Annotated in this window: 16 protein-coding genes; 9 read left to right on the forward strand and 7 right to left on the reverse strand. The window is 74.8% G+C overall.

The features are described 5' to 3' along the window. Nucleotides 1-45: 45 nt before the first annotated feature. The 3 genes from ACO1BR_RS05135 to ACO1BR_RS05145 all read right to left on the reverse strand — a co-directional run bounded on the left by ACO1BR_RS05135 (nucleotide 46) and on the right by ACO1BR_RS05145 (nucleotide 2829). Nucleotides 46-798, reverse strand: coding sequence for an amino acid ABC transporter ATP-binding protein (locus tag ACO1BR_RS05135; protein ID WP_426794003.1), 753 nt, complete (start codon nucleotides 796-798; stop codon nucleotides 46-48). A 23-nt stretch (nucleotides 799-821) separates the two neighbouring features. Next, nucleotides 822-1760: an amino acid ABC transporter permease gene (locus ACO1BR_RS05140; RefSeq protein ID WP_426793802.1), complete on the reverse strand. Its 939-nt coding sequence runs from the start codon at nucleotides 1758-1760 to the stop codon at nucleotides 822-824. 76 nt (nucleotides 1761-1836) lie between these two features. Further along, nucleotides 1837-2829, reverse strand: coding sequence for an ABC transporter substrate-binding protein (locus ACO1BR_RS05145; RefSeq protein WP_426793803.1), 993 nt, complete (start codon nucleotides 2827-2829; stop codon nucleotides 1837-1839). A gap of 561 nt (nucleotides 2830-3390) precedes the next feature. Here ACO1BR_RS05145 and ACO1BR_RS05150 point away from each other — a divergent pair. The 3 genes from ACO1BR_RS05150 to ACO1BR_RS05160 all read left to right on the forward strand — a co-directional run bounded on the left by ACO1BR_RS05150 (nucleotide 3391) and on the right by ACO1BR_RS05160 (nucleotide 6417). Then, entirely contained in the window at nucleotides 3391-4617 is a 1227-nt protein-coding gene (locus tag ACO1BR_RS05150) for an NAD(P)-dependent malic enzyme (RefSeq protein ID WP_426793804.1), read from the forward strand. A gap of 196 nt (nucleotides 4618-4813) precedes the next feature. Continuing rightward, nucleotides 4814-5776, forward strand: a complete 963-nt coding sequence (locus tag ACO1BR_RS05155; RefSeq protein ID WP_159508091.1) for a zinc-binding dehydrogenase — start codon at nucleotides 4814-4816, stop codon at nucleotides 5774-5776. Between the two features lie 32 nt (nucleotides 5777-5808). Further along, nucleotides 5809-6417 (forward strand): HutD/Ves family protein, encoded by a 609-nt coding sequence (locus tag ACO1BR_RS05160; protein ID WP_426793805.1) that lies wholly within the window; start codon nucleotides 5809-5811, stop codon nucleotides 6415-6417. On the opposite strand, the gene ACO1BR_RS05165 is transcribed toward ACO1BR_RS05160, so the two are convergent. The 4 genes from ACO1BR_RS05165 to ACO1BR_RS05180 form a co-directional block, all read right to left on the reverse strand. Beyond that, the gene (locus tag ACO1BR_RS05165) at nucleotides 6389-7126 is read right to left on the reverse strand and encodes an antibiotic biosynthesis monooxygenase (protein ID WP_426793806.1); all 738 of its coding nucleotides are present in this window, start codon (nucleotides 7124-7126) and stop codon (nucleotides 6389-6391) included. The genes ACO1BR_RS05160 and ACO1BR_RS05165 overlap by 29 nt on opposite strands. 276 nt (nucleotides 7127-7402) lie before the next feature. Then, on the reverse strand, nucleotides 7403-8524 hold the full coding sequence (locus ACO1BR_RS05170) for a helix-turn-helix transcriptional regulator (protein WP_426793807.1): 1122 nt from the start codon (nucleotides 8522-8524) through the stop codon (nucleotides 7403-7405). Nucleotides 8525-8526: 2 nt separating this feature from the next. Then, nucleotides 8527-9444, reverse strand: a complete 918-nt coding sequence (locus tag ACO1BR_RS05175) for a DUF4097 family beta strand repeat-containing protein (RefSeq protein ID WP_426793808.1) — start codon at nucleotides 9442-9444, stop codon at nucleotides 8527-8529. A gap of 311 nt (nucleotides 9445-9755) precedes the next feature. Beyond that, nucleotides 9756-9935 carry a DUF6104 family protein gene (locus tag ACO1BR_RS05180; protein WP_030811338.1) on the reverse strand — a complete coding sequence of 60 codons (180 nt, stop codon included), beginning with the start codon at nucleotides 9933-9935 and terminating at the stop codon, nucleotides 9756-9758. 151 nt (nucleotides 9936-10086) lie between these two features. Between ACO1BR_RS05180 and ACO1BR_RS05185 the strand changes: the two genes are divergently transcribed. The 6 genes from ACO1BR_RS05185 (at nucleotide 10087) to ACO1BR_RS05210 (ending at nucleotide 19374) form a co-directional block, all read left to right on the forward strand. After that, nucleotides 10087-10476 carry a CU044_2847 family protein gene (locus ACO1BR_RS05185; protein WP_426793809.1) on the forward strand — a complete coding sequence of 130 codons (390 nt, stop codon included), beginning with the start codon at nucleotides 10087-10089 and terminating at the stop codon, nucleotides 10474-10476. Beyond that, entirely contained in the window at nucleotides 10476-12617 is a 2142-nt protein-coding gene (locus ACO1BR_RS05190; RefSeq protein ID WP_426793810.1) for a trypsin-like peptidase domain-containing protein, read from the forward strand. The genes ACO1BR_RS05185 and ACO1BR_RS05190 overlap by 1 nt, the downstream gene beginning before the upstream one ends. 396 nt (nucleotides 12618-13013) lie before the next feature. Continuing rightward, complete coding sequence (locus tag ACO1BR_RS05195) at nucleotides 13014-14075, forward strand: AAA family ATPase (RefSeq protein WP_426793811.1); 1062 nt, start codon at nucleotides 13014-13016, stop codon at nucleotides 14073-14075. A gap of 11 nt (nucleotides 14076-14086) precedes the next feature. Further along, a complete protein-coding gene (locus tag ACO1BR_RS05200; RefSeq protein WP_426793812.1) occupies nucleotides 14087-17605 on the forward strand; it encodes an SAV_2336 N-terminal domain-related protein in 3519 nt (1172 codons plus the stop codon). 93 nt (nucleotides 17606-17698) lie between these two features. Next, nucleotides 17699-17902 (forward strand): YxD-tail cyclophane-containing RiPP peptide, encoded by a 204-nt coding sequence (locus tag ACO1BR_RS05205; RefSeq protein ID WP_426793813.1) that lies wholly within the window; start codon nucleotides 17699-17701, stop codon nucleotides 17900-17902. A gap of 260 nt (nucleotides 17903-18162) precedes the next feature. Beyond that, a complete protein-coding gene (locus ACO1BR_RS05210) occupies nucleotides 18163-19374 on the forward strand; it encodes an FxsB family cyclophane-forming radical SAM/SPASM peptide maturase (RefSeq protein WP_426793814.1) in 1212 nt (403 codons plus the stop codon). Nucleotides 19375-19479 lie beyond the last annotated feature (105 nt).

Raw genomic sequence — 19479 nt, forward strand, 5'->3', positions numbered from 1 at the left:
CCCCGAGGTGCCGCCCGCCGCGCCGTTCCGCGGGGCCGCGGGGACTCAGAGGACCTTGGACAGGAACGACTGGGTCCGCTCGTGCTGCGGGTTGGTCAGGACCTCGCGCGGGTGGCCGGACTCGACCACCACACCGTCGTCCATGAAGACCAGCGAGTCGCCGACCTCGCGGGCGAAGCCCATCTCGTGGGTCACCACGACCATCGTCATACCGTCCGCGGCCAGGTCCTTCATGACGTCCAGGACGTCGCCGACCAGCTCCGGGTCGAGGGCCGAGGTCGGCTCGTCGAAGAGCATCAGCTTGGGCTCCATGGCCAGCGCGCGGGCGATGGCCACCCGCTGCTGCTGCCCGCCGGAGAGCTGCGAGGGGTAGTTGCCGGCCTTGTCGGCCAGGCCGACCCGGTCCAGCAGCTTGACCGCTCGCTCCCGCGCGGACGCCTTGGACTCGCCCTTGACCTGGACCGGCGCCTCCATGATGTTCTCCACCGCGGTCATGTGCGGGAAGAGGTTGAAGCGCTGGAAGACCATGCCGATGTCGCGGCGGCGGGCGGCGACCTCGCGGTCGCGCAGCTCGTAGAGCTTGCCGTGGTGCTCGCGGTAGCCGACCAGTTCGCCGTCCACCGACAGCCGGCCGGCGTTGATCTTCTCCAGGTGGTTGATGCACCGCAGGAACGTCGACTTGCCGGAGCCGGACGGGCCGATCAGGCAGAAGACCTCCCGGGGCGCCACCTCCAGGTCGATGCCCTTGAGGATGTGGGCCGAGCCGAAGGACTTGTGGACGCCCTCGGCCCTGACCATCGGGGTACCGGACTTGCTGCTGCTCATGCCGTACCTCCGGCGCGGTTCGGGCCGGCCAGCTTCGCCTTGAGGCGCTGGAACGGGGTGGGCGGAAGCTGGCGGCTGGAGCCGCGGGCGTAGTAGCGCTCCAGGTAGAACTGGCCGATGCTCAGCACCGTCGTGGCGATCAGGTACCAGGCGGCGGCCAGGATCAGCATCTCGACCACGACACCGGAGTCCCGGCCGACGTTCTGCGCGGCCTGGAGCAGGTCGTAATACTGGACGGCGATGACCAGGGACGAGGTCTTGAGCATGTTGATGACCTCGTTGCCGGTCGGCGGCACGATCACCCGCATCGCCTGCGGCACGACGATCCGGCGCAGCGTCCTGCCGTGGCTCATGCCCAGCGCGTGCGCCGCCTCGGTCTGGCCCTCGTCGACGGCGTTCAGGCCGGCCCGGCAGATCTCGGCCATGTACGCGGCCTCGTTGAGGCCCAGGCCCAGCAGCGCGCACAGGAACGGGGTCATGAAGTCCGACCACTCGTCCTTGTAGATCGGCATGATGTCGATGTACTGGAAGACCAGGCCGAGGTTGAACCACAGGAACAGCTGGACGTAGACCGGGGTGCCGCGGAAGAACCAGATGTAGAACCACGCGACCGTCGAGGTCACCGGGTTCTTCGACTGCCGCATGACCGCGAGGATCACGCCCAGCACGATGCCGATGACCATGGCCAGCAGCGTGATCCACAGGGTGTTCCGCAGACCCTTGAGGATGTCCGCGTTGAACATGTAGTCCGGTATCGCGCCCCAGTTGACCTTCCCGGCGGCGAACGCCTTGACGAGCAGCGTGAGCAGCCCGATGACGACGAGCGCGGCGACCCAGCGCCCGTAGTGGCGGACCGGAATGGCTTTGATGGGCTCGGGCTGGGCCGGCGGAGGGGCCGCCGGGGGCTCGGCCGGCTTGTCGACGTCAACTGACACGGATGTTGCCTTTCAGCATTCGGCGGAGTTGCGCGGAGCGGATGGTGCGGGGCGCAGGACGGTGTCGACGGCGGGCTCAGGAGCCGCCGTTGAGCTGCACGTCCTTGACCGCGGCGTCCTTGACGTCCCACTTCTGCAGGACCTTGGCGTACGAGCCGTTCTTGATGGCGAGCTCCACGGCGGCCTTGAGCGCGTCGCGCAGCTGCTGCTGGTCCTTGGGGACGGCGATGCCGTACGGCGCCGCCTTGAGCGGGCCACCGCCGACCATCTGGAAGTCGTTGCCGCCGCCGGAGACCTTCACCGCGTACGCCGCGACCGGGTAGTCGCTGGAGACCGCGTCCACACCGCCGGTGCGCAGCCGCGTCTGGGCCTCGGAGTCGTTGTCGAACGCCTCGATGGAGATGGGCTGCTGGCCGTTGGTCTCACATGCCTTGGACTTGTCCTTGGCCAGGTCGTCGGAGACCGTGCCGCGCTGCACGGCGAGCTTCTTGCCGCACAGCGTCTCCCAGCTGTCGATGCCGTTGGTCTTGCCCTTCTGCGTGTAGAGCGAGACGCCGACGTTGAGGTAGTCGACGAAGTCGACGCCCTCACCGATCTTCTTTCCGGTGCTGCTGTCGATGCCCTGCTGACGGTCCTTGGTGTCCGTCATCGCCGACATCGCGATGTCGTAGCGCTTGGACTTCAGACCGCCCATGAGGGTGTCGAAGGTGGCGTTGTTGAAATTGAGCTTGATGCCCAGTTCCTTGCCCATCGCCTCCGCGAGGTCCGGATCGATGCCCGCGACCGCGCCGTTCGAGCGGTACTCCACCGGCTTGTACGTGATGTCCGAACCGACCTGGAGCATGGCCTTGTCCTGGACGTCCTTCGGCAGCATCTTGAACAACGGCGCACTGGTGTCGCGGTTCTTCTGCGCCGCCCGCCGGGCCTTCGCCTCCTGGGTCTGGTCACCACACGCGCTGAGCAGCAGCAGCGAAGCGGTGACCGCGGCTATCGCGGCTATGCCCTTACCGGACTTGCTGGACCTACCGGACCTGCCGGCCGCCGCGCGACGGGTGGTCTCTGCGGTCATGCTGATCCTCCTGCGGATGGTTAACCGACGTGCCAGTGTGAGCAGCCGATGAGTTGGTGAAAAGGGGGCGGGCACACACCTTTGGGCACCTTTGATCGTCGCGACGTCGATCGGTGACGGAATCTTGCCATCCGGACTCCGGTATTCGGACTGCCCGAGAGGTCAAAATCGGATAACGGACGGGTGAGGCGAGTTCGCGCCCTTGTGTCGCAAGGGGAGACGGGTGCGCCCGGGGCGCGAGAAGCGCGTCAAAGGCCGGTGATGTCTCGAAATCCGGACAGTCACGGGGGATCTTCGGTGATTTCCGGCATTCCGTCGCTATTGTCGGAGCCTTGTACCGGAGGGTAACGAATCTAACTCGTCGCCTCCCACGCCCGTCCGGTAGAAAGGGTCGTTACACCCCTCATCCGGGGCTCAGGGCGCGTGTGCGGCGCGCCCGGCGTCCGTACCTCCCCCCGCGCGGCGGCTATCCGCCGAGCAGGGCGCGGACGCGGTGCCCGCCCACCCCCCAACCAGGGAGTGGCCACCCTCAACAGATTTACGACAAAGGGGTCAGACAAAGTGGCAGCGGAGATCGTCAATCCTCGCAGCGACAGCGAAACGGGCGCGGAAGGTCCGGACGCCACGTCCGGCGAGTTCTTCGACCCGGCCTTCGCGCTGCATCGCGGCGGCAAAATGGCCATCCAGGCGACCGTGCCGGTGCGCGACAGGGACGACCTGTCCCTCGCGTACACGCCGGGTGTCGCCAAGGTGTGCAGCGCCATCGCCGAGCAGCCAGAGCTCGTGCACGACTACACATGGAAGTCCCAGGTCGTGGCCGTGGTCACGGACGGAACCGCCGTGCTGGGCCTGGGCGACATCGGCCCGGAAGCCTCGCTCCCCGTGATGGAGGGCAAGGCCATCCTCTTCAAGCAGTTCGGCGGCGTGGACGCGGTCCCGATCGCGCTCGCCACCACCGACACCGACGAGATCGTGGACACCGTCGCGCGGCTGGCGCCGTCCTTCGGCGGCGTCAACCTGGAGGACATCTCGGCACCGCGGTGCTTCGAGATCGAGCGCAGGCTCCAGGAGCGGCTGGACATCCCGGTCTTCCACGACGACCAGCACGGCACCGCGGTGGTCACCCTCGCCGCGCTGCGCAACGCCGCCCAGCTCACCGGGCGCGAGCTCGGCGACCTGCGGGCGGTCATCTCGGGTGCCGGCGCGGCCGGTGTCGCCATCGCCAAGATCCTCATCAACGCCGGCATCGGCGATGTCGCGGTGTGCGACCGCAAGGGCATCGTCTCGGCGGACCGCGAGGACCTCACGGACGTCAAGCGCGAGCTGGCCGGCTTCACCAACAAGGCGGGCCTGACCGGCACGTTGGAGGCCGCGCTGGACGGCGCCGACGTCTTCATCGGGGTCTCCGGCGGCACCGTGCCGGAGGAGGCGGTGGCGAAGATGGCGAAGGACTCGCTGATCTTCGCGATGGCCAACCCCAACCCGGAGATCCACCCGGACGTCGCCCACAAGTACGCGGCCGTCGTCGCCACCGGCCGCAGCGACTTCCCGAACCAGATCAACAACGTGCTGGCCTTCCCCGGCATCTTCGCCGGCGCGATGCAGGTGCGCGCCTCGCAGATCACCGAGGGCATGAAGCTCGCCGCCGCCGAGGCGCTGGCCGCCGTCGTCGCCGACGAGCTCAGCGCCGACTGCGTCATCCCCTCGCCGTTCGACGAGCGGGTCGCCCCGGCCGTCACCGCGGCCGTGGCCGCCGCCGCCCGCGCGGAGGGCGTCGCCCGCCGCTGACCGCGGCACCGGGCGGACACGCCGACGGGCCGGGCCCGCACCCGGGGAGGGTGCGGGCCCGGCCTTCGCCGTGCACCGGCCGGCGGCCCGGACGCCGCGGCGCGGATCCGGCCACCCGCCACGGCCCGGCCGTACGCGGTGCGTGTCACACCCGTACGCGCTGTTGCGGCGCGCGGACGCGGCCTACGTTGGGATCATGTTTGCTGCCTACGCCGCCCGCATCGACCGCGACCAGCCGCTGAACGGCCTCGAATTGGGGGAGCGCCCGGCCCCCGGGACCCGCCCCGGCTGGACGACCGTCGACGTCAAGGCCGCCTCCCTCAACCACCACGACCTGTGGACGCTGCGCGGCGTCGGGATCACCGAGGACGCGCTCCCGATGATCCTCGGCTGCGACGCCGCCGGAGTCGACCAGGACGGCAACGAGGTCGTCCTGCACTCCGTCATCGGGCAGACCGGCCACGGCGTCGGCCCCGCCGAGAAGCCCTCCATCCTCACCGAGCGCTACCAGGGCAGCTTCGCCGAGCAGGTCACCGTCCCCACCTGGAACGTCCTCCCCAAGCCGAAGGAACTCTCCTTCGAGGAGGCCGCCTGCCTGCCCACCGCCTGGCTGACCGCGTACCGGATGCTGTTCACCAACGCGGGCGTACGGCCCGGGGACAGTGTGCTGGTCCAGGGCGCGGGCGGCGGTGTGGCGACCGCCGCCATCGTGCTCGGTGCCGCCGCCGGCCTGCGGGTCTTCGCCACCAGCCGGGACGAGACCAAGCGCAAGCGGGCCGTGGAGCTGGGCGCCGAGGCGGCGTTCGCGACCGGCGAGCGGCTGCCGGGACGGGTGGACGCGGTGATCGAGACGGTCGGCGCCGCGACGTGGTCGCACTCCGTCAAGTCCCTCCGGCCCGGCGGCACCCTGGTCATCTCGGGCGCCACCAGCGGCTTCACCCCCAAGAGCGGTGAACTCAACCGGATCTTCTTCCTGGAGCTGAAGATCGTCGGCTCCACGATGGGCAGCAAGGAGGAGCTGGCCGGCCTGCTCAGCTTCTGTGCGGCCAAGGGCATCCGGCCGGTCATCGACTCCACCCTGCCGCTGGACCGGGCGCGCGAGGGCTTCGCGAAGATGGCGGAGGGCGAGCTGTTCGGGAAGATCGTGCTGACGGTGTGACGCCTCGTCACATCCGGGGAGGGGGCGGGGACGTGGGGATCCTGCGCGCGGACGGGCGGGCGGCCGTGCCGTGGAGCAACGGCGGCGGGCTCACCCGCGAGGTCGCGGCGCACCCGCCGGGCGCCGGCTGGGACGCCTTCGCCTGGCGGGTGAGCCTGGCCGACGTCACCCGGGACGGCCCGTACTCCCCGCTGCCCGGCGTCCGGCGGATCCTCACCGTCGTCGACGGCGCCGGGCTGGAACTGACGGTGGACGGCGCCGTGCACCGACTGCCCGGCCGCTTCCGCCCGTTCGCCTTCCCCGGCGCCGCCGCCACCGGTTCCCGGCTGCTCGGCGGCCCGGTCGTCAACCTGAACGTGATGTGCCGGGAGGGACGGGCGACCGCGGCCGTCACGGTGGTGCGCGGAAGCCGGGAGGTGGTGCCGGGGCCGCGCACCACGGCCGTGGTGGTCGCGGTGGCGGGCGACACCTGGCTCGGTGCCGCGGCGGCGGGGGAGCCGGGCGTGCGGCTGGGGCGGTTCGACGCGGCGGTGTGGGAGCCGCCGGGGGACGCGGCGGCGCCGGTGGCGGTACGGACGGACGGGGCCGCGGCGCTGATCGAGCTGTCCGACGTCAACGGGGCCGCGGCGACGGGATGTTGACCACGGTTCCGTGCAGCCGGTAGCGGGCGACGGCGGGCGCCGCCGGGGCCGTTGCCGCCGGGTCGTCCACGGGGACGGCCGGTACGGGCGTGACGCCGGGCAGGGCGCCGATCGCCGCCCGCAGCCGGTCCGCGGCGCCCCCGGCGGTGAACTCCCGCCAGGCGTCGGCGTCCGCCCACTCCGCGATGTTGAGCACCCGGTCGCCGTCCCGGGACAGATGGAGATGGGCGCCGAGCAGCCCCGGGACCCGCTCGCGGTCCAGCACGTCGACGACGGTGTCGGCGAGGGCCCGCTGGGCGTCCGGGCCGGTGGTGGCGAAGGCGGGGGTGGTCAGGAAGGCGGGCCGGGTCGCGGTGGGCGCCGCGGGGACGTGGCTGCGGTAGCGGCGGTAGCGGATCAGACCGGGGCGGCGGATGCCCGGCAGGGCCTCGTCGATCCGGCCGATGCCCGCCGGGCGCCGGGTGCGCGCCCACTCCAGGTGGGCCGCGTCGTCCGTCCACTGCGCGTAGTTGAGGACATGGCCGCCGTCGGTGCTCAGGAAGGCGCTCAGCGCCAGCATCGCGTCCGGGCGCCGCTGGTGCTCCCAGCCGGCGAGCACCGCGTCCGCCGCCGGGCGCTGGGTGCCGGCGTCCGGTACGAGCCAGGCGCTGACGAGAACGGTGGCGGCGTCGGGGCGCCGGAAGTCGGGGAGGTCGGTGGCGAGCGGCATGGAGGCTCCGTGGTGATCCGTGGTGATCCGTGTGTCGTACGGGAGCCTGGTGCCTCAAGTGCGGTTGAGGTCAAGGGGGATGGGGCGGAAGCGGCGGGGGCCGCGGGCCGCCGCGGCGGTGCGGGCGTGCGCGGGACGGTCGGGGGGGGGGGGGGGGGGGGGGGGGGGGGGGGGGGGGGGGGGGGGGGGGGGGGGGGGGGGGGGGGGGGGGGGGGGGGGGGGGGGGGGGGGGGGGGGGNCGCCGCGGCGGTGCGGGCGTGCGCGGTCCCGGCCGCCCTAGTCGTCGCCCTGCGCACCCGAGGGGTGCTCCTCAGGGTGGCGCAGCAGGGCGCCGATGTGCGCGGCGGCGGTCGACAGCCGGCGGCGCGATTCCCGCAGCTGCTCGGCGGTGACGCCGTGGTCGCGGGCCGCGTCCCGCAGGTCGTCGCGGAAGCGGTCCAGCAGCCGGTCGAAGTCGCGGGCCGGATCGCCGCTGCCTGGCTCGGCCGCCCACGCCGGGGCGGGTGGGGCCTCGGCGGCCGGCGGCTCCGCGGCAGTCGCCGGGGGCTCCTTGGACAGGTCCGGCCGCTCGACCGTGACGCGGACCTCGTCCGCCGCGGGCACGGTGTGCTCGCCGGTCCCTCCGGGGCCGGACGGGGCGCCGGTGTAGCGCCCGATCTCGCGGGACACCTCGGACAGCGCCTCACGCACGGCGCCCGACCAGTCGCCGGAGCGGACCGCCCCCTGGGTGCTGTCCTGCACGCTCCTGATGACCCGCTGGATCTCCTCGCGCGCGAACACCTGGGCGTCCCTGGCCTGTTTGCGGGCCCGCTGGGCGTCCTGCCGGGCGCGCCGGCTCTCCTCCTTGGCCCGCCGGGCCTGCTCCTTCCACTCCTCCTTGGCGCGCCGGAACTCCTCCTTCGCCTGCCGCCAGGAGTCCTTGTCCCCGAACGCGCCGTCGAAGTAGTCGGAGGCTTCCGGGAACGGCCGCTCGCCGGCGCCCCTGGCGCCCCGGCGGGCGCCGTCGCCCTTCCTGGCCTGCTGGGCGGCCTCCCGGATCTCCCGGCGCAGATCGCGCGCCGAGCCGCTGACGTCCTCCCGGATGTCCGAGGCGAGCGCCGCGACCGACTCCCGGATCTCCAGTTCCAGATCGGCCAACTCGCCTCCCCGGTCGGCGAGTTCGGCGCGACCGGCGCCGGTGATCGAGTAGACCTTGCGACCCCCCTCGGTCGCGTGCGTCACCAGGCCCTCGGCCTCCAGCTTGGCCAGCCGCGGGTAGACCGTGCCGGCGGAGGGGGCGTACAGCCCCTGGAAGCGCTCCTCCAGGAGGCGGATGATCTCGTAGCCGTGCCGCGGGGCCTCGTCCAGCAGCTTGAGGAGGTAGAGCCGGAGGCGGCCATGGGCGAAGACGGGGGGCATGCTCAGAGCACCTTCTTCCCTGCGGGCGGGGTGGACGGGGCGGAGCCGTCGTACGGGTCGGGGGCCGGGCCGCCGCCGGACGCGCCGCCGCCCTCGGGCCCCTCGAAGGCGGGGCGGCGCAGCAGGGAGAGCGCCCCGGAGACGGTGGTGGCCTTGAGGCGGCCGGTGCCGGCGCCCAGCGAACCGGTGATCTTCTTGGCGCCCCACTGGCCGCTGACCCGCAGATCGTCGAAGGCGTTGGCGACCGCGCCGCTGGCGGTGTTGGCCTCCACCCGGGCGTCGGCCGGGTCGGGCAGCCGGATGGCGATCTCCCCGGAGACCGTCGTCAGGTTGATGTCGGTGACGGCTGCCGGGTCCAGGTCGATGACCATGTCGCCGCTGACGGAGTCGGCGCGCACCGTGCCGCCGGTCCCGTCGATCACCGTCAGGTCCCCCGAGACGGAGTTGAACCGGAGGTCGCCGGTCACGCTCTGCGCCACGACGTTGCCGGTGACCGTCTCGGCCCTCACCGGGCCGGACAGGCCGACGAGCGTGCCCTCGCCGCTGACGCCGTGCAGCTCCGTACGCCCCGAGACGCCGGAGACGACCGCGGCGGCGCTGACCACCGCGACCTCGACGCGGGTGGCGGCCGGCACGGCCACCGAGACCACCGCGCCGCGGTGCCACCCCTTGGGGTCGAGGTGCTTCAGGAACCCCTTCAGGGGGAGGTCCTCGTATCCGATGGAGAGGGTGCCGTCCGTGCAGGACACCGTCACCGGCGGGCCGTCCAGCTCGCTGATCTCCAGGCGGGCCGGGCTTCCGTCACCGGTGCCGACGACGTTGACGGTGCCGCCGGCCAGCCGCACCTGCAGCGCGCTGACGGGCTCCTCGATCTCCAGCTTGCGTGGTGCGGAGATCGACCATTCGCTCCGGGCTGACATTCCTGACCTCCCCAGGGTAGGCGGGCAACGCAACATATCGCGTCTTCGATAGACACGATATATCGCAGTCTGCGGGAGTCAAGCGGGTCCGCCCCTGACGCCGCCCCTGTGCGCCTCCGTTTTCCCCGGGAGCGCCGCGGAATGTCCCTGGCCGCGCCGCGGACCGGGCCCGTTCGGGCCCGGTCCGGAACTCGCGATAACCCGTATCGCGCGGGTACGCGTCCGGCACGCGATACACGTTCCGCCCGCATGTGACGCGACGGCCCCGGCGGCCCCGCCGGGACGTGCGGGCCGCCGGCGTCCTACTCGTCCTACTCGTCGTCTTCGTCGTCGAGCCGGGCCAGCCAGGTGGCCAGGCGCTCCACCGGCACCTCGAAGTCCGGGTTGAGGTCGACGAACGTCCGCAGCTGGTCGGCCACCCAGCCGAGGGTGACCTCCTCCTCGCCGCGCCGGTTCTCCAGCTCCTCGATGCCGCGGTCAGTGAAATACACGTGCTCTCCACCAGGGGTCATGGGACATTCCGGCCAGGATAGGCAGGCTCACGGACCTCTCGCGCCACAGGCGGCCGGGAGTTAGCCTGATCGCCTGTCAACGGTCCTGCGGCAATGGGGAATTGCCGCTCAGGGGGAGCAGGAGGCCGTGATGCCCGATCGTGCGCAACGCATCGAGCTGCCGGACGGCACGGAGGTCTGGGCGCGGGTGTCCAGGCTGGACGCCGCCGGGCTCGACGAGCCGGACGACGCCGGCTGGGACGGGGAGTTCGAGGACGTCGGGGCCTGGGACGCGCTCGGCGCCCGGGTCGAGGGCCTGCGCGAGGTGATCGGCGGGGTCGCGGCCAGCGTCCGGGAGGCCACCGAGCGGGTCGCCCCGCACGAGACCAGCGTGACCTTCGGCGTCGAGGTGTCGGCCAAGCCGGGCAAGGCCGTCGCGCTGCTCGCCGACGGCGAGGCGAAGGCCAATCTGTCCGTGACGCTGACCTGGCGGCGGGAGGACGGCGGCGGGGAGGGTGGCGACAGGGACGCGGGCCGCTGATGGCGCCCTCCGAAGGCGCGGCCGCCGCCCGCGGCGACCGCGCGGCCTACACACGCCTCCTGGAGCACGCCGGACGCGCCACCGTCGGCCTGCGGGCCGCCCCGGGCGCGCCCGACGGGCGGCTGTGGGGCAGCGGGGTGCTGATCGCCCCGGGGTGGGTGCTGACCTGCGCGCATGTGCTGGCCGCGAGCGACGGGCGGCGCCGCGAGACGGGTCCGGACGGGGTCTTCGGGGTCGCCTTCGGCGGCCGGGTGGCGGCGGCCCGGCTGGTCTACGACCTGAGCCGCCCCGACCCGGCCGCCGGGACCGCGGCCCGCGCCGATCTCGCCCTGGTCCGGCTGCTCGACGCGGACGCCGAGCACCCCTGCGCCTGGCTCAGCGACCAGCCGGCGACGCTCCTGGAGGATGCGTACATCTTCCGGGGGCACGACGAGCCGGCGGCGGGCGGCGGCGAACGCGACATACGCGAGTGGCGACGCCCCGCGGGAGCCGACGGCGGGACGGCGGCCGGTCCGGGGGCGCCCGGACCGGCCGCGGCGTCCGTGGACCCGTTCATCGCCGTCCGCTTCGGCGCCCGGGACGCCCGGGGCCTCCAGTTCGGAAGCGACGTCCGGGTCACGCCCGGCGCGTCCGGCGGGCCGCTGATCGACTGCGACCGCGGCGAGGTGGTCGGCATCGTCAAGGGGCGCCACCAGCAGGATCACGTCGGCCTCGCGGTGCCGGTCACCGCGCTGCGCGCGCTGGGGCCGGAGCACCTGGTCCCCGGCGCGGCCGACGCGGGGCTGGGCCCCGAGCCGTACCACGCGCTGGTGAGCGCGCACGACCGCTGGCACTGGGCCGGGCAGGACCTCGGCCGCGGCGGCGCGCCGACCTGGTTCGACGCCCAGCACGCGATCATGGCGGGGCGCGGCCGGCTGTGGGGCGTGCAGGAGCGGCTCCAGGCGCTCGATCTGCTGGCCCGGCTGCCCGCGCCGCGCGATCCGCTGGTGGTGGAGTCGGCGGTGGGCGAGGTGCTGGAGCGGGGCGCGGGGTCGGTGGCGTGGTCGCTGCGTACGTGGCGGGACGGCCACGGCGCGCTCTATCAGGGCAGCGATCCGTACACCGAGCTGCGCGCCTTTGTGCACTATCTGCGGATCGTGGCCCAGTCGACCGACGACGAGGTGCGCGAGGAGCCCGGCGAGGCGGCCGCCGCGGTCCGCGCGGACGCCGCCAGGCTCGCGGAGTTCGTCCAGGCCAAGGCGGTGGTGCTGCTGCCGCAGGACCGCCGCAGGATCGGCCCGGTCCGCCGCCGGCCGCGCTCCGTCCTGGTGGAGTTCGAGCCGCTCTTCTACGACGAGGGCGGTCCGGAGCTGTTCAACTGGTCGGTCAGCGAGGGCTACGGCCGGGGCCAGTGGCTGCGGGTGGACGTCCAGGAGGCGACCGGCGGGGTGCCGTTCGCGCAGGCCAGGGACCAGGTGCTGGGCCGGCTCGGGGCCCGGCTGCTGCGCGCCGACGGCGACGCCGGGCCGGGCGCCCGGGTGCGTCTGGAGGTCGCCGTCCCCGAGGGCTACTGGCACACCCCGGCCGGCCAGTGGGAGGTCGCCGCCTCGACCCGGCGGACCGCCCGACTGCGGCCGGTGGGCCCGGGGCGCGCGGTGGTGCTGCGCGACCAGGGCCGGCGCGAGCAGGTCGACCCGGCCTGGCTGCGCCGCTGGCAGGGCATCACCGCGGCGCCCGAACTGCACGCCCTGCGGATCCCGCCGTGCAACGGGGCGGGGGGCGCCGCGGAAACGGTCTGGCGGCTGCTGGAGACGGCGGACGACGGCGCGCTGCCGGCGCTGTGCCACACCGTCGCCGACGGGGCCGGGCGGGACGCGGTGGGCGTCGTGCTGGACACCGGCTTCCCGGCCGGGCTGTGGTCGGCCGGCGGCCACGGCGCGCGGGCGTGCGACGCCGGGTGCGAGGAATTCCACCGGGGCGTGCGGGAGTTGCTCCAGGGGCCGGGCGGAGTGGCCGGGCTGCCGGAGCTGGTCAGGGAACTGCGCGCCAAGGCCGCCGAGGAGGACACGCACTGGGCCCGCGACCTGGTGCTGCTCTACGACGACCCGGAGGACCCGATTCCGCAGCTCTTCGCGGACCGGCCGCAGGCGGCGCCCGGGTGAGCGGGCCGGCGGGCGGGCCGACCGGGGCAGGCCGCGAGCGCCCGCGCCGCCGGGCACGGTCCCGTACGCCCCTGAGCCCCCACGCCGCCCCGCATGCGCCCGCGCCCGCCCCCGGCGCGGCCGCCCTCTGTGCCCCAAGTCGCGCCCCGCGAAAGGGAGATGGCGCCTCGGGTGCCGCGCACCCGAGACCGGAAACCGCCGCGCGCGCTTCCGTACCGATCGGAACTGGCATAGCGTCGTGGGAGGTTGTCCTGAGAGTTCGTGAGAGCTCGTGAGAGTACGTGGCGGTCGCGGGGGTGTGAAAGGAAGGCCGGGGGCACGAGCCGCCGTCTCCCGGACCGTCCTCCTCGGCCATCGCTCCTGTCCGATGCCCGGCCGGCGACGAGGAGTTCCGACGTGAGCGACTGGCTCATCTACCGTGGCGCGGGGGCACCGCACGACGGAATTGAGCACCTTCCGCCGCCGCCCCCATGGCGCGATTTCGACGGTGGCCCCCTGGTGCCGCCGCCCGCCGCCCTGGATCCCGCCTCCGAGCGACGGCTCGGGGTGCAGCGCCGCGAGGCCAGCCACCACCGGCCCGGCGAGACCGAGCGCGAACTGGTCAACGCGGCGCTCTATCTGCGCCGGCCGCTGCTGGTGACCGGCGCGCCGGGCAGCGGCAAGAGCACCCTGGCCCACTCGGTCGCCTATGAGCTGGGCCTCGGCCGGGTGCTCGGCTGGCCGGTCGTCAGCCGCAGCACCCTGCGCGACGGGCTGTACGCGTACGACGCCATCGGCCGCCTCCAGGACCTCCAGATAGCCCGCGCCGCCCCGCCGCGGCCGGCCCCGGACGGCGCCGCCGGGGAGGCGGCCGACCCCGACGACGAGCCCGGCGGCGGTATCGGCCGCTATATCCGCCTCGGCCCGCTGGGCACCGCCCTGCTGCCTGCGGCGCGGCCCCGGGTGCTGCTGGTCGACGAGCTGGACAAGAGCGACATCGACCTGCCCAACGACCTCCTGAACGTGCTGGAGGAAGGCGAGTTCCGGATTCCGGAGCTGGAGCGGCTGGCCGGATCCGCCTCCGAGGTGCGGGTGCTCAGCGACGACGGCGCCCGGGTGACGGTGCGCGACGGCCGGGTGCGCTGCCGGGCCTTCCCCTTCATCGTGCTGACCAGCAACGGCGAACGGGACTTCCCGGCGCCGCTGTTGCGCCGCTGCATCCACCTGCACATCCCGGCGCCCGACAAGGAGCGGCTGGCCGCCATGGTGCGGGCGCACTTCGGCGAGGGCGCGGCCGAGCGCCACGAGGCCGTGATCGACCGCTTCCTGGACCGCGAGCCGGGCGATGTCCGCGCCGTCGACCAGCTGTTCAACGCCATCCACCTCACCCAGAAGGCCGGCTGGACGGACCAGGACGAGGAGGAGACCCGGCGGCGCCTGACGGCCGAGCTCATGCGCCCGCTCGACCGGACGAGGTGAGAGCGGTGCCCATGGGGGTGCCGGAACGCCGCGTTCCGCCGGCCGGTGGGGGCGCCGGACCGTCCGGCCCGTTCGCCGCCGGACCGCGGGAAGAACGGGCGCGGTCCCTCCCACCGCCCGCTCCCGGTGGCGGTGCGGCGAGATCCGGCCACGATCAACTCGGCGAGCTGCTCGCCCGGCTGACCGCCGCCGGGGTCCCCGCCGACGCCCGCGGGATGGCCGACGCCCTCTGGCTCGCCCAGTGGATCACCCCGGACGAGGCACCGGACGCCGGCCCGGCGGACGCCCCGGACCCGGACGCCGCGGGCCGCACGGACGAGCGTACGGATCCGGCCACTTTCCGTGTCGGGCCGCCCGCGCCGGCGGGGTACCCGCACCCGGCCGACGGCCCGGCACCGGGCGGCACGGAGCCGTCCGCGCCCCCGGAGGCCACCCGGCGCCGGGTGGCCGAACTGCGCTCCGCGCCGGACCCGGCGGCCGGCGCGCCGCTCGGCCAGTGGGCGCGGACCGCCGACCCGGACCGGCTGCGCCTCGGTGAGATCGCGGTGCCGATCGCCTCCGCCTTCCCCGGACTGCTGCCGCTCCAGCGGGCGTTGCGGCCCGTCCAGCGCTACCACCCGCCGGTCACCCCGGCCCGCCGCGAGCTGGACGAGCCCGCCACCGCCGAGCTGTCCGCGCGCGCCGAGGCGGTCATCCCGGTGCTGCGCGGGGTGCGCCGGCGGGCGGCCGGGCTGCGGCTCCTGATGGACGGCTCGCCCTCGATGGCCGTGTGGGGGCAGATGCTGCACGATCTGCGCCAGGTCTGCGAACAGGTCGGCGCCTTCCGGGACGTCACGGTCCACTACCTCCATGCGCACGGCCCGGACGTCGGCGTCGCCGCCGGCCCCGGCCCCGGCCGAGCGCTGCGCCCCGCCGACCAGCTCCACGACCCCACGGGCCACCACCTCACCCTCGTCGTCAGCGACTGCGCGGGACCGCTCTGGCGGGACGGGCGGATGCAGCGGCTGCTCTACCGCTGGGCGGCCGACGCCCCGCTCGCCGTCGTCCAGCCGCTGCCCCAGCGGATGTGGGCGCGCACGTTCCTGCCCGCCGCGGCCGGCACCCTGGTCCGCCACCAGGGCCCCTACCGCGCGCTCGGCTTCCGGCCCGCGCGGCGCCGCCGCCGGCCCGCCGTGCCCCCGGGCACGGCCCCCGGGGCGGCCCGCGAGCGCGCGGTCCCGGTGCTGTCCGCGACGCCCTCCGCACTCGGCTCCTGGGCCCGGCTCGCCGCCGCCGACGCCGGGCTCTCGCTGCGCGGCGCCGCCGCCGTCGTCCGCGCCGACCACGGCACGGAGTTCCCGGCCGGCGCCGCGGGCGGGCCCGAGCGCGCCGAACCGGCCCGTATGGTGCGGGAGTTCGAGCAGCAGGCGTCGCCCGCCGCGCGGCTGCTCGCCGTGCATCTGTCCGCGGTGCCGCTGGCGCTGCCGGTCATCCAGCTCGTCCAGCGCGCGATGCTGCCGCAGACCGGACCGGCCGAGCTGGCGGAGGTGCTGCTCAGCGGGCTGCTGACCCGGCTCCCCGCGGACGCCGGCGGGCCCGCCGGGCAGGGGGACGAGGCGGGCGGCCCGTGGTTCGACTTCCGGCCCGGGGTGCGCGACGAACTGCTGGGCCGGCTGAGCGCGGGCGAGGCGGCGCTGGTCCTCAAACACTGCTCGCTCTACATCGAGCGCACCTTCGGCCGCAGCGCCCGGAACTTCCCGGCCGTCGCGGTCGCCATGCTCTCCGGCAGCGGGCGCGAGCCGGAGACCGGCCGGCGCGCAGTCCCCGAGCCGTTCGCCCGGGTCTCGGAGCGGGTGCTGCGCCGTTTCGAACCGGCGCTGCGCCCGCCGGACACACGGCCGTACGCCCCCGGCGGCCCGGCCGCCGAGGGCGCCGCGCTCCTGGAGCGCTACGAGCAGGACGGGGCGGTCCGCGACCTGATCGAAGCGGTCCGCCTGCTGCGCGCGGCGGCCCGCCAACTGCCCCTGGCCGGCGCCGACCTGGCCCGCGCCCTGCTGCACGCCTGGGCGACGTGGGGGCAGCCGGACGCCCTGGACGAGGCCGAGCGGGCGGTGCGGGCCGCCGAGCCGGCCACGGCCGGCGACGCCGAGCGCACCCGCGTGCTCATCGTGCTCGGCCGGGTCGGCCACGCCCGCGCCCAGGAGCGCCGCGCGGCCGGCGCGCCGGACGGGGAACGGGCGGCCCTGGAGGACGCCGCCGGCCGGCTGCACGCCGCGTGCGGTCTGATGAGCCTGCTCGACCCGCGTGTCCTGGAGAGCATGGTGCTGCGCACCGGCATCCTGCGCCGGCTGGCCGAACTGCCCGCACCCGTAACGGAGTCGGAGCCTTCGCCGCCCGACTCCGGCACCGCCCCGCAGGGGCCGCCCGCCCCGCGCGCCGCGATCGAGCGGTTCGACCCGCTCGGCGAGGCGGAGCGCTCCCTCACCACCCTCCTCGACCGGTGGCCCAGCGGCGAGCCGGTCCCCGGCGAGGTCTACGCCGCCCGCGGCTCCGTCCTCCTCGACCGGGCCCGCCGCGCCGCCGCCGGCCCCCCGGGGCCGCACCCCGCGGGTGCGCTCGCAACCCGCGCCGCCGCCGACCTGGACACCGCCACCGTCCTGCTGCGCCGCCGCGGCAGCGCCGCCGACCGGCTGGTGTGCGAGACGCTGCTCGACCTGGCGGCGGCCCGCCGGCTGGCCGGCGGCAGCGACGCGACGGCCGTCCTCAGCACCCTCGAACGCGCCCGCGCGATGGCCCACGAACTCGGCGACCCCGCCCTGGAGGCCGCCGCGCTGCGCCGGACCGCCGCCGCCCGCAGCGCCGTCCACGCCCGCACCGGCGATGCGGACAGCCTCGACGCCGCGATCGCCGCGCTCGCCGACGCCCTCCGGCTGACCGCCCGGGACTCCGCCGAGCACAGCGCGCTGCTCGCCGAACGGGGCGCCGCGCTGCTGCTGCGGGCCCGCCTGGAGCCGGCCGCCGAGCCCGGCAGGCGGCTGGCCAACGAAGCGGTGCACGTGCTGCGCGAGGCGCTGGCCCGGGTCGCGCCGCAGGACCCCGACCTCGGCGCCCGCCGGCTGCTGTTCGGCCGGGCGCTGCGGCTGCGCCACGAACGCCAGCCCTCGCTCGCCGACCTCCACGAGGCCGACTGGATCCTGGAGCTGGCCGCCCGCGGCGCCGGGGTGCCGGACCGGGTCGCCGCCGAGGCGTGGCTCGAAGTCGGCGACGTCCAACTGCTGCTGGACCGCCGGTTCGACTCCCGCGAACGGCACGACCGGGCCGCCGCCAGCTTCCGGCGCGCCGCCGTCGCGGCCCGCGCCGCCGACGACGCGGTCCTGGCCGCCCGCGCCCACCACCGCCGGGCCGAGGTCCTGGAGGACACCGCGGGCCCCCGTTCCGCGCTGCGCGCCTACCGGGAGAGCTGGGAGCAGTGGCAGCGCGCGGGCGAGGACACCGGCCCCGAGGCGCAGCGCACCCGCGCCCGTATGCGCGCCCTCGAATCCCCCGCCTGAGCGCCGTTCCCGCCCGTCCGCCCGCCGTGGAACGTGTTTCTGCGGACAGGAGTTCGGGAAAACCCCCGTCCAGCCGGCACAGAGGAGAGCAGCGTGGCGACCGATCCCCGCACCGAACCGTCGGCGGCCGGCCCGCCCGCGCCGTCGGCCGAGCCGTTGCCCGAATTCGCCGGGGTGGACGTGGCGGGGCTGGCCGAGCGCGCGGGGCACCCGGTGCTCCGGGCGGTGGCGGGGCTGCTGGTGCGCAACTGGCCCTCGGGGCAGGACGCGGTGGCGTACTACGAGGACGGTGCGTGAGCCGCGAGACGTCCTGAGGAACACGGGAGACCGGCGAAAAGCCGCGGAAGGGAGCCGGCAGGAGCGTGAGGCGGCGGGCGGCGAAGGGGAGCGGAGGCCAGCGGTCGCCCCGGTGGTTTTTGGGCAACGGGGCAAGGAAACCGGCCAGTTGTCGAAAGAAGCCGGTTGTCCGGTCCATGGCAGAGCCAAGTATCTGAGAGCGGACGGGCGTTGGCGATCCCGTAGCGCGCCGACGTCGGGCGAGGGCAGGGGGCGACGCCGTGGCGGGGGAGACGACCGGCCGGACCGCTGCCGTGCCCTTCCGGCAGTTCGTCCTGAAGGTCCACAGCCGCTGCAACCTCGCCTGCACGTACTGCTACATCTACGCCGGCCCGGACCACAGCTGGCGCGCCCGCCCGCGGACCGCGGCGCCCGCCACCGTCCGGCAGACCGCCCTGCGCATCGCCGAACACGCCCGCACCCACCGGCTGCCCGCCGTCCGCATCGACCTGCACGGCGGCGAACCGCTGCTCACCGGCCCCGGCCCGCTCCTCGACCGGGCCGCCGCCGTCCGCGCCGCGCTGCCCGCCGGCTGCACCGCCGACTTCTGCGTGCAGACCAACGGCACCCTGCTGACCCGCGGCACGGTCGGCACGCTCGCCGCCGCCGGCTTCCGCCTCGGCCTCAGCCTCGACGGCGGCACCCCCGGACTGAACCGCCGCCGCATCGACCACACCGGCCGCCCCTCCTGGCCCGCGGCCGTCCGCGCCGCCCGCCTGCTGCGCGACCGCCCCGAGGTCTACGCCGGGATCCTGTGCACCATCGACGTCACCGCCGACCCCGCCGAGGTCTACGGTTCGCTCCGCGCCCTCGACCCCCCGATGCTCGACTTCCTGCTGCCGCACGCCAACTGGTCCAGCCCTCCCCCGGCCACCGCTGGGAGGGGCCCCCAGCCCGCCCCCTTCGGCCCGGCGAGCCGCACCCCGTACGGCGACTGGCTGTGCACCGTCTTCGACCTGTGGTGGGACGGCGACCCCCGCAGGGAACCGCAGCCCCGGGTGCGGGTGTTCACCGAGATCCTGGGCCTCCTCCTGGGCCGCCCCGGCTCCAGCGAGGCGGTCGGCCTCTCACCGGTCGTCGCCGTCGTCGTCGACACCGACGGCGCCATCGAGCAGGTGGACTCGCTCAAGTCCGCCTACGAGGGCGCCGCCGCCACCGGCCTGGACGTCTTCCACAACAGCTTCGACGAGGCGCTGGCACACCCCGGCATGGCGGCCCGGCAGCGCGGCCGGGACGGGCTCGCCGCGCCGTGCCGCCACTGCGCCCTGATGGAGGTGTGCGGCGGCGGCAACTACGCGCACCGCTATCGCGCGGGCGCCACCGGATTCGGCAACCGGTCCGTCTACTGCGCCGACCTGGAGCGTCTGATACGGCATATCGCCGCCCGTCTGGACACCGCCGTTTTCCGCTCAACTGACGTGCGTCGAACATGACCTGACGCACTGTCGTCAAATGGCCGCACTCTTGGGCTATCGTGCGAAAGCACCAGGGCGTGTCCGACGAACTCAGCCTCCGTACGCGCGCAGCACGCAACTCAG

The organism is Streptomyces sp. YGL11-2 (genome assembly GCF_050054615.1).
Taxonomy (GTDB): domain Bacteria; phylum Actinomycetota; class Actinomycetes; order Streptomycetales; family Streptomycetaceae; genus Streptomyces.

Coding starts and splice junctions, on each gene's coding strand:
- ACO1BR_RS05135 (WP_426794003.1), bottom strand. CDS start 798: ATGGTCAGGGCCGAGGGCGTCCACAAGTCCTTCGGCTCGGCCCACATC.
- ACO1BR_RS05145 (WP_426793803.1), bottom strand. CDS start 2,829: ATGACCGCAGAGACCACCCGTCGCGCGGCGGCCGGCAGGTCCGGTAGG.
- ACO1BR_RS05155 (WP_159508091.1), top strand. CDS start 4,814: ATGTTTGCTGCCTACGCCGCCCGCATCGACCGCGACCAGCCGCTGAAC.
- ACO1BR_RS05165 (WP_426793806.1), bottom strand. CDS start 7,126: ATGCCGCTCGCCACCGACCTCCCCGACTTCCGGCGCCCCGACGCCGCC.
- ACO1BR_RS05170 (WP_426793807.1), bottom strand. CDS start 8,524: ATGCCCCCCGTCTTCGCCCATGGCCGCCTCCGGCTCTACCTCCTCAAG.
- ACO1BR_RS05175 (WP_426793808.1), bottom strand. CDS start 9,444: ATGTCAGCCCGGAGCGAATGGTCGATCTCCGCACCACGCAAGCTGGAG.
- ACO1BR_RS05185 (WP_426793809.1), top strand. CDS start 10,087: ATGCCCGATCGTGCGCAACGCATCGAGCTGCCGGACGGCACGGAGGTC.
- ACO1BR_RS05190 (WP_426793810.1), top strand. CDS start 10,476: ATGGCGCCCTCCGAAGGCGCGGCCGCCGCCCGCGGCGACCGCGCGGCC.
- ACO1BR_RS05200 (WP_426793812.1), top strand. CDS start 14,087: ATGGGGGTGCCGGAACGCCGCGTTCCGCCGGCCGGTGGGGGCGCCGGA.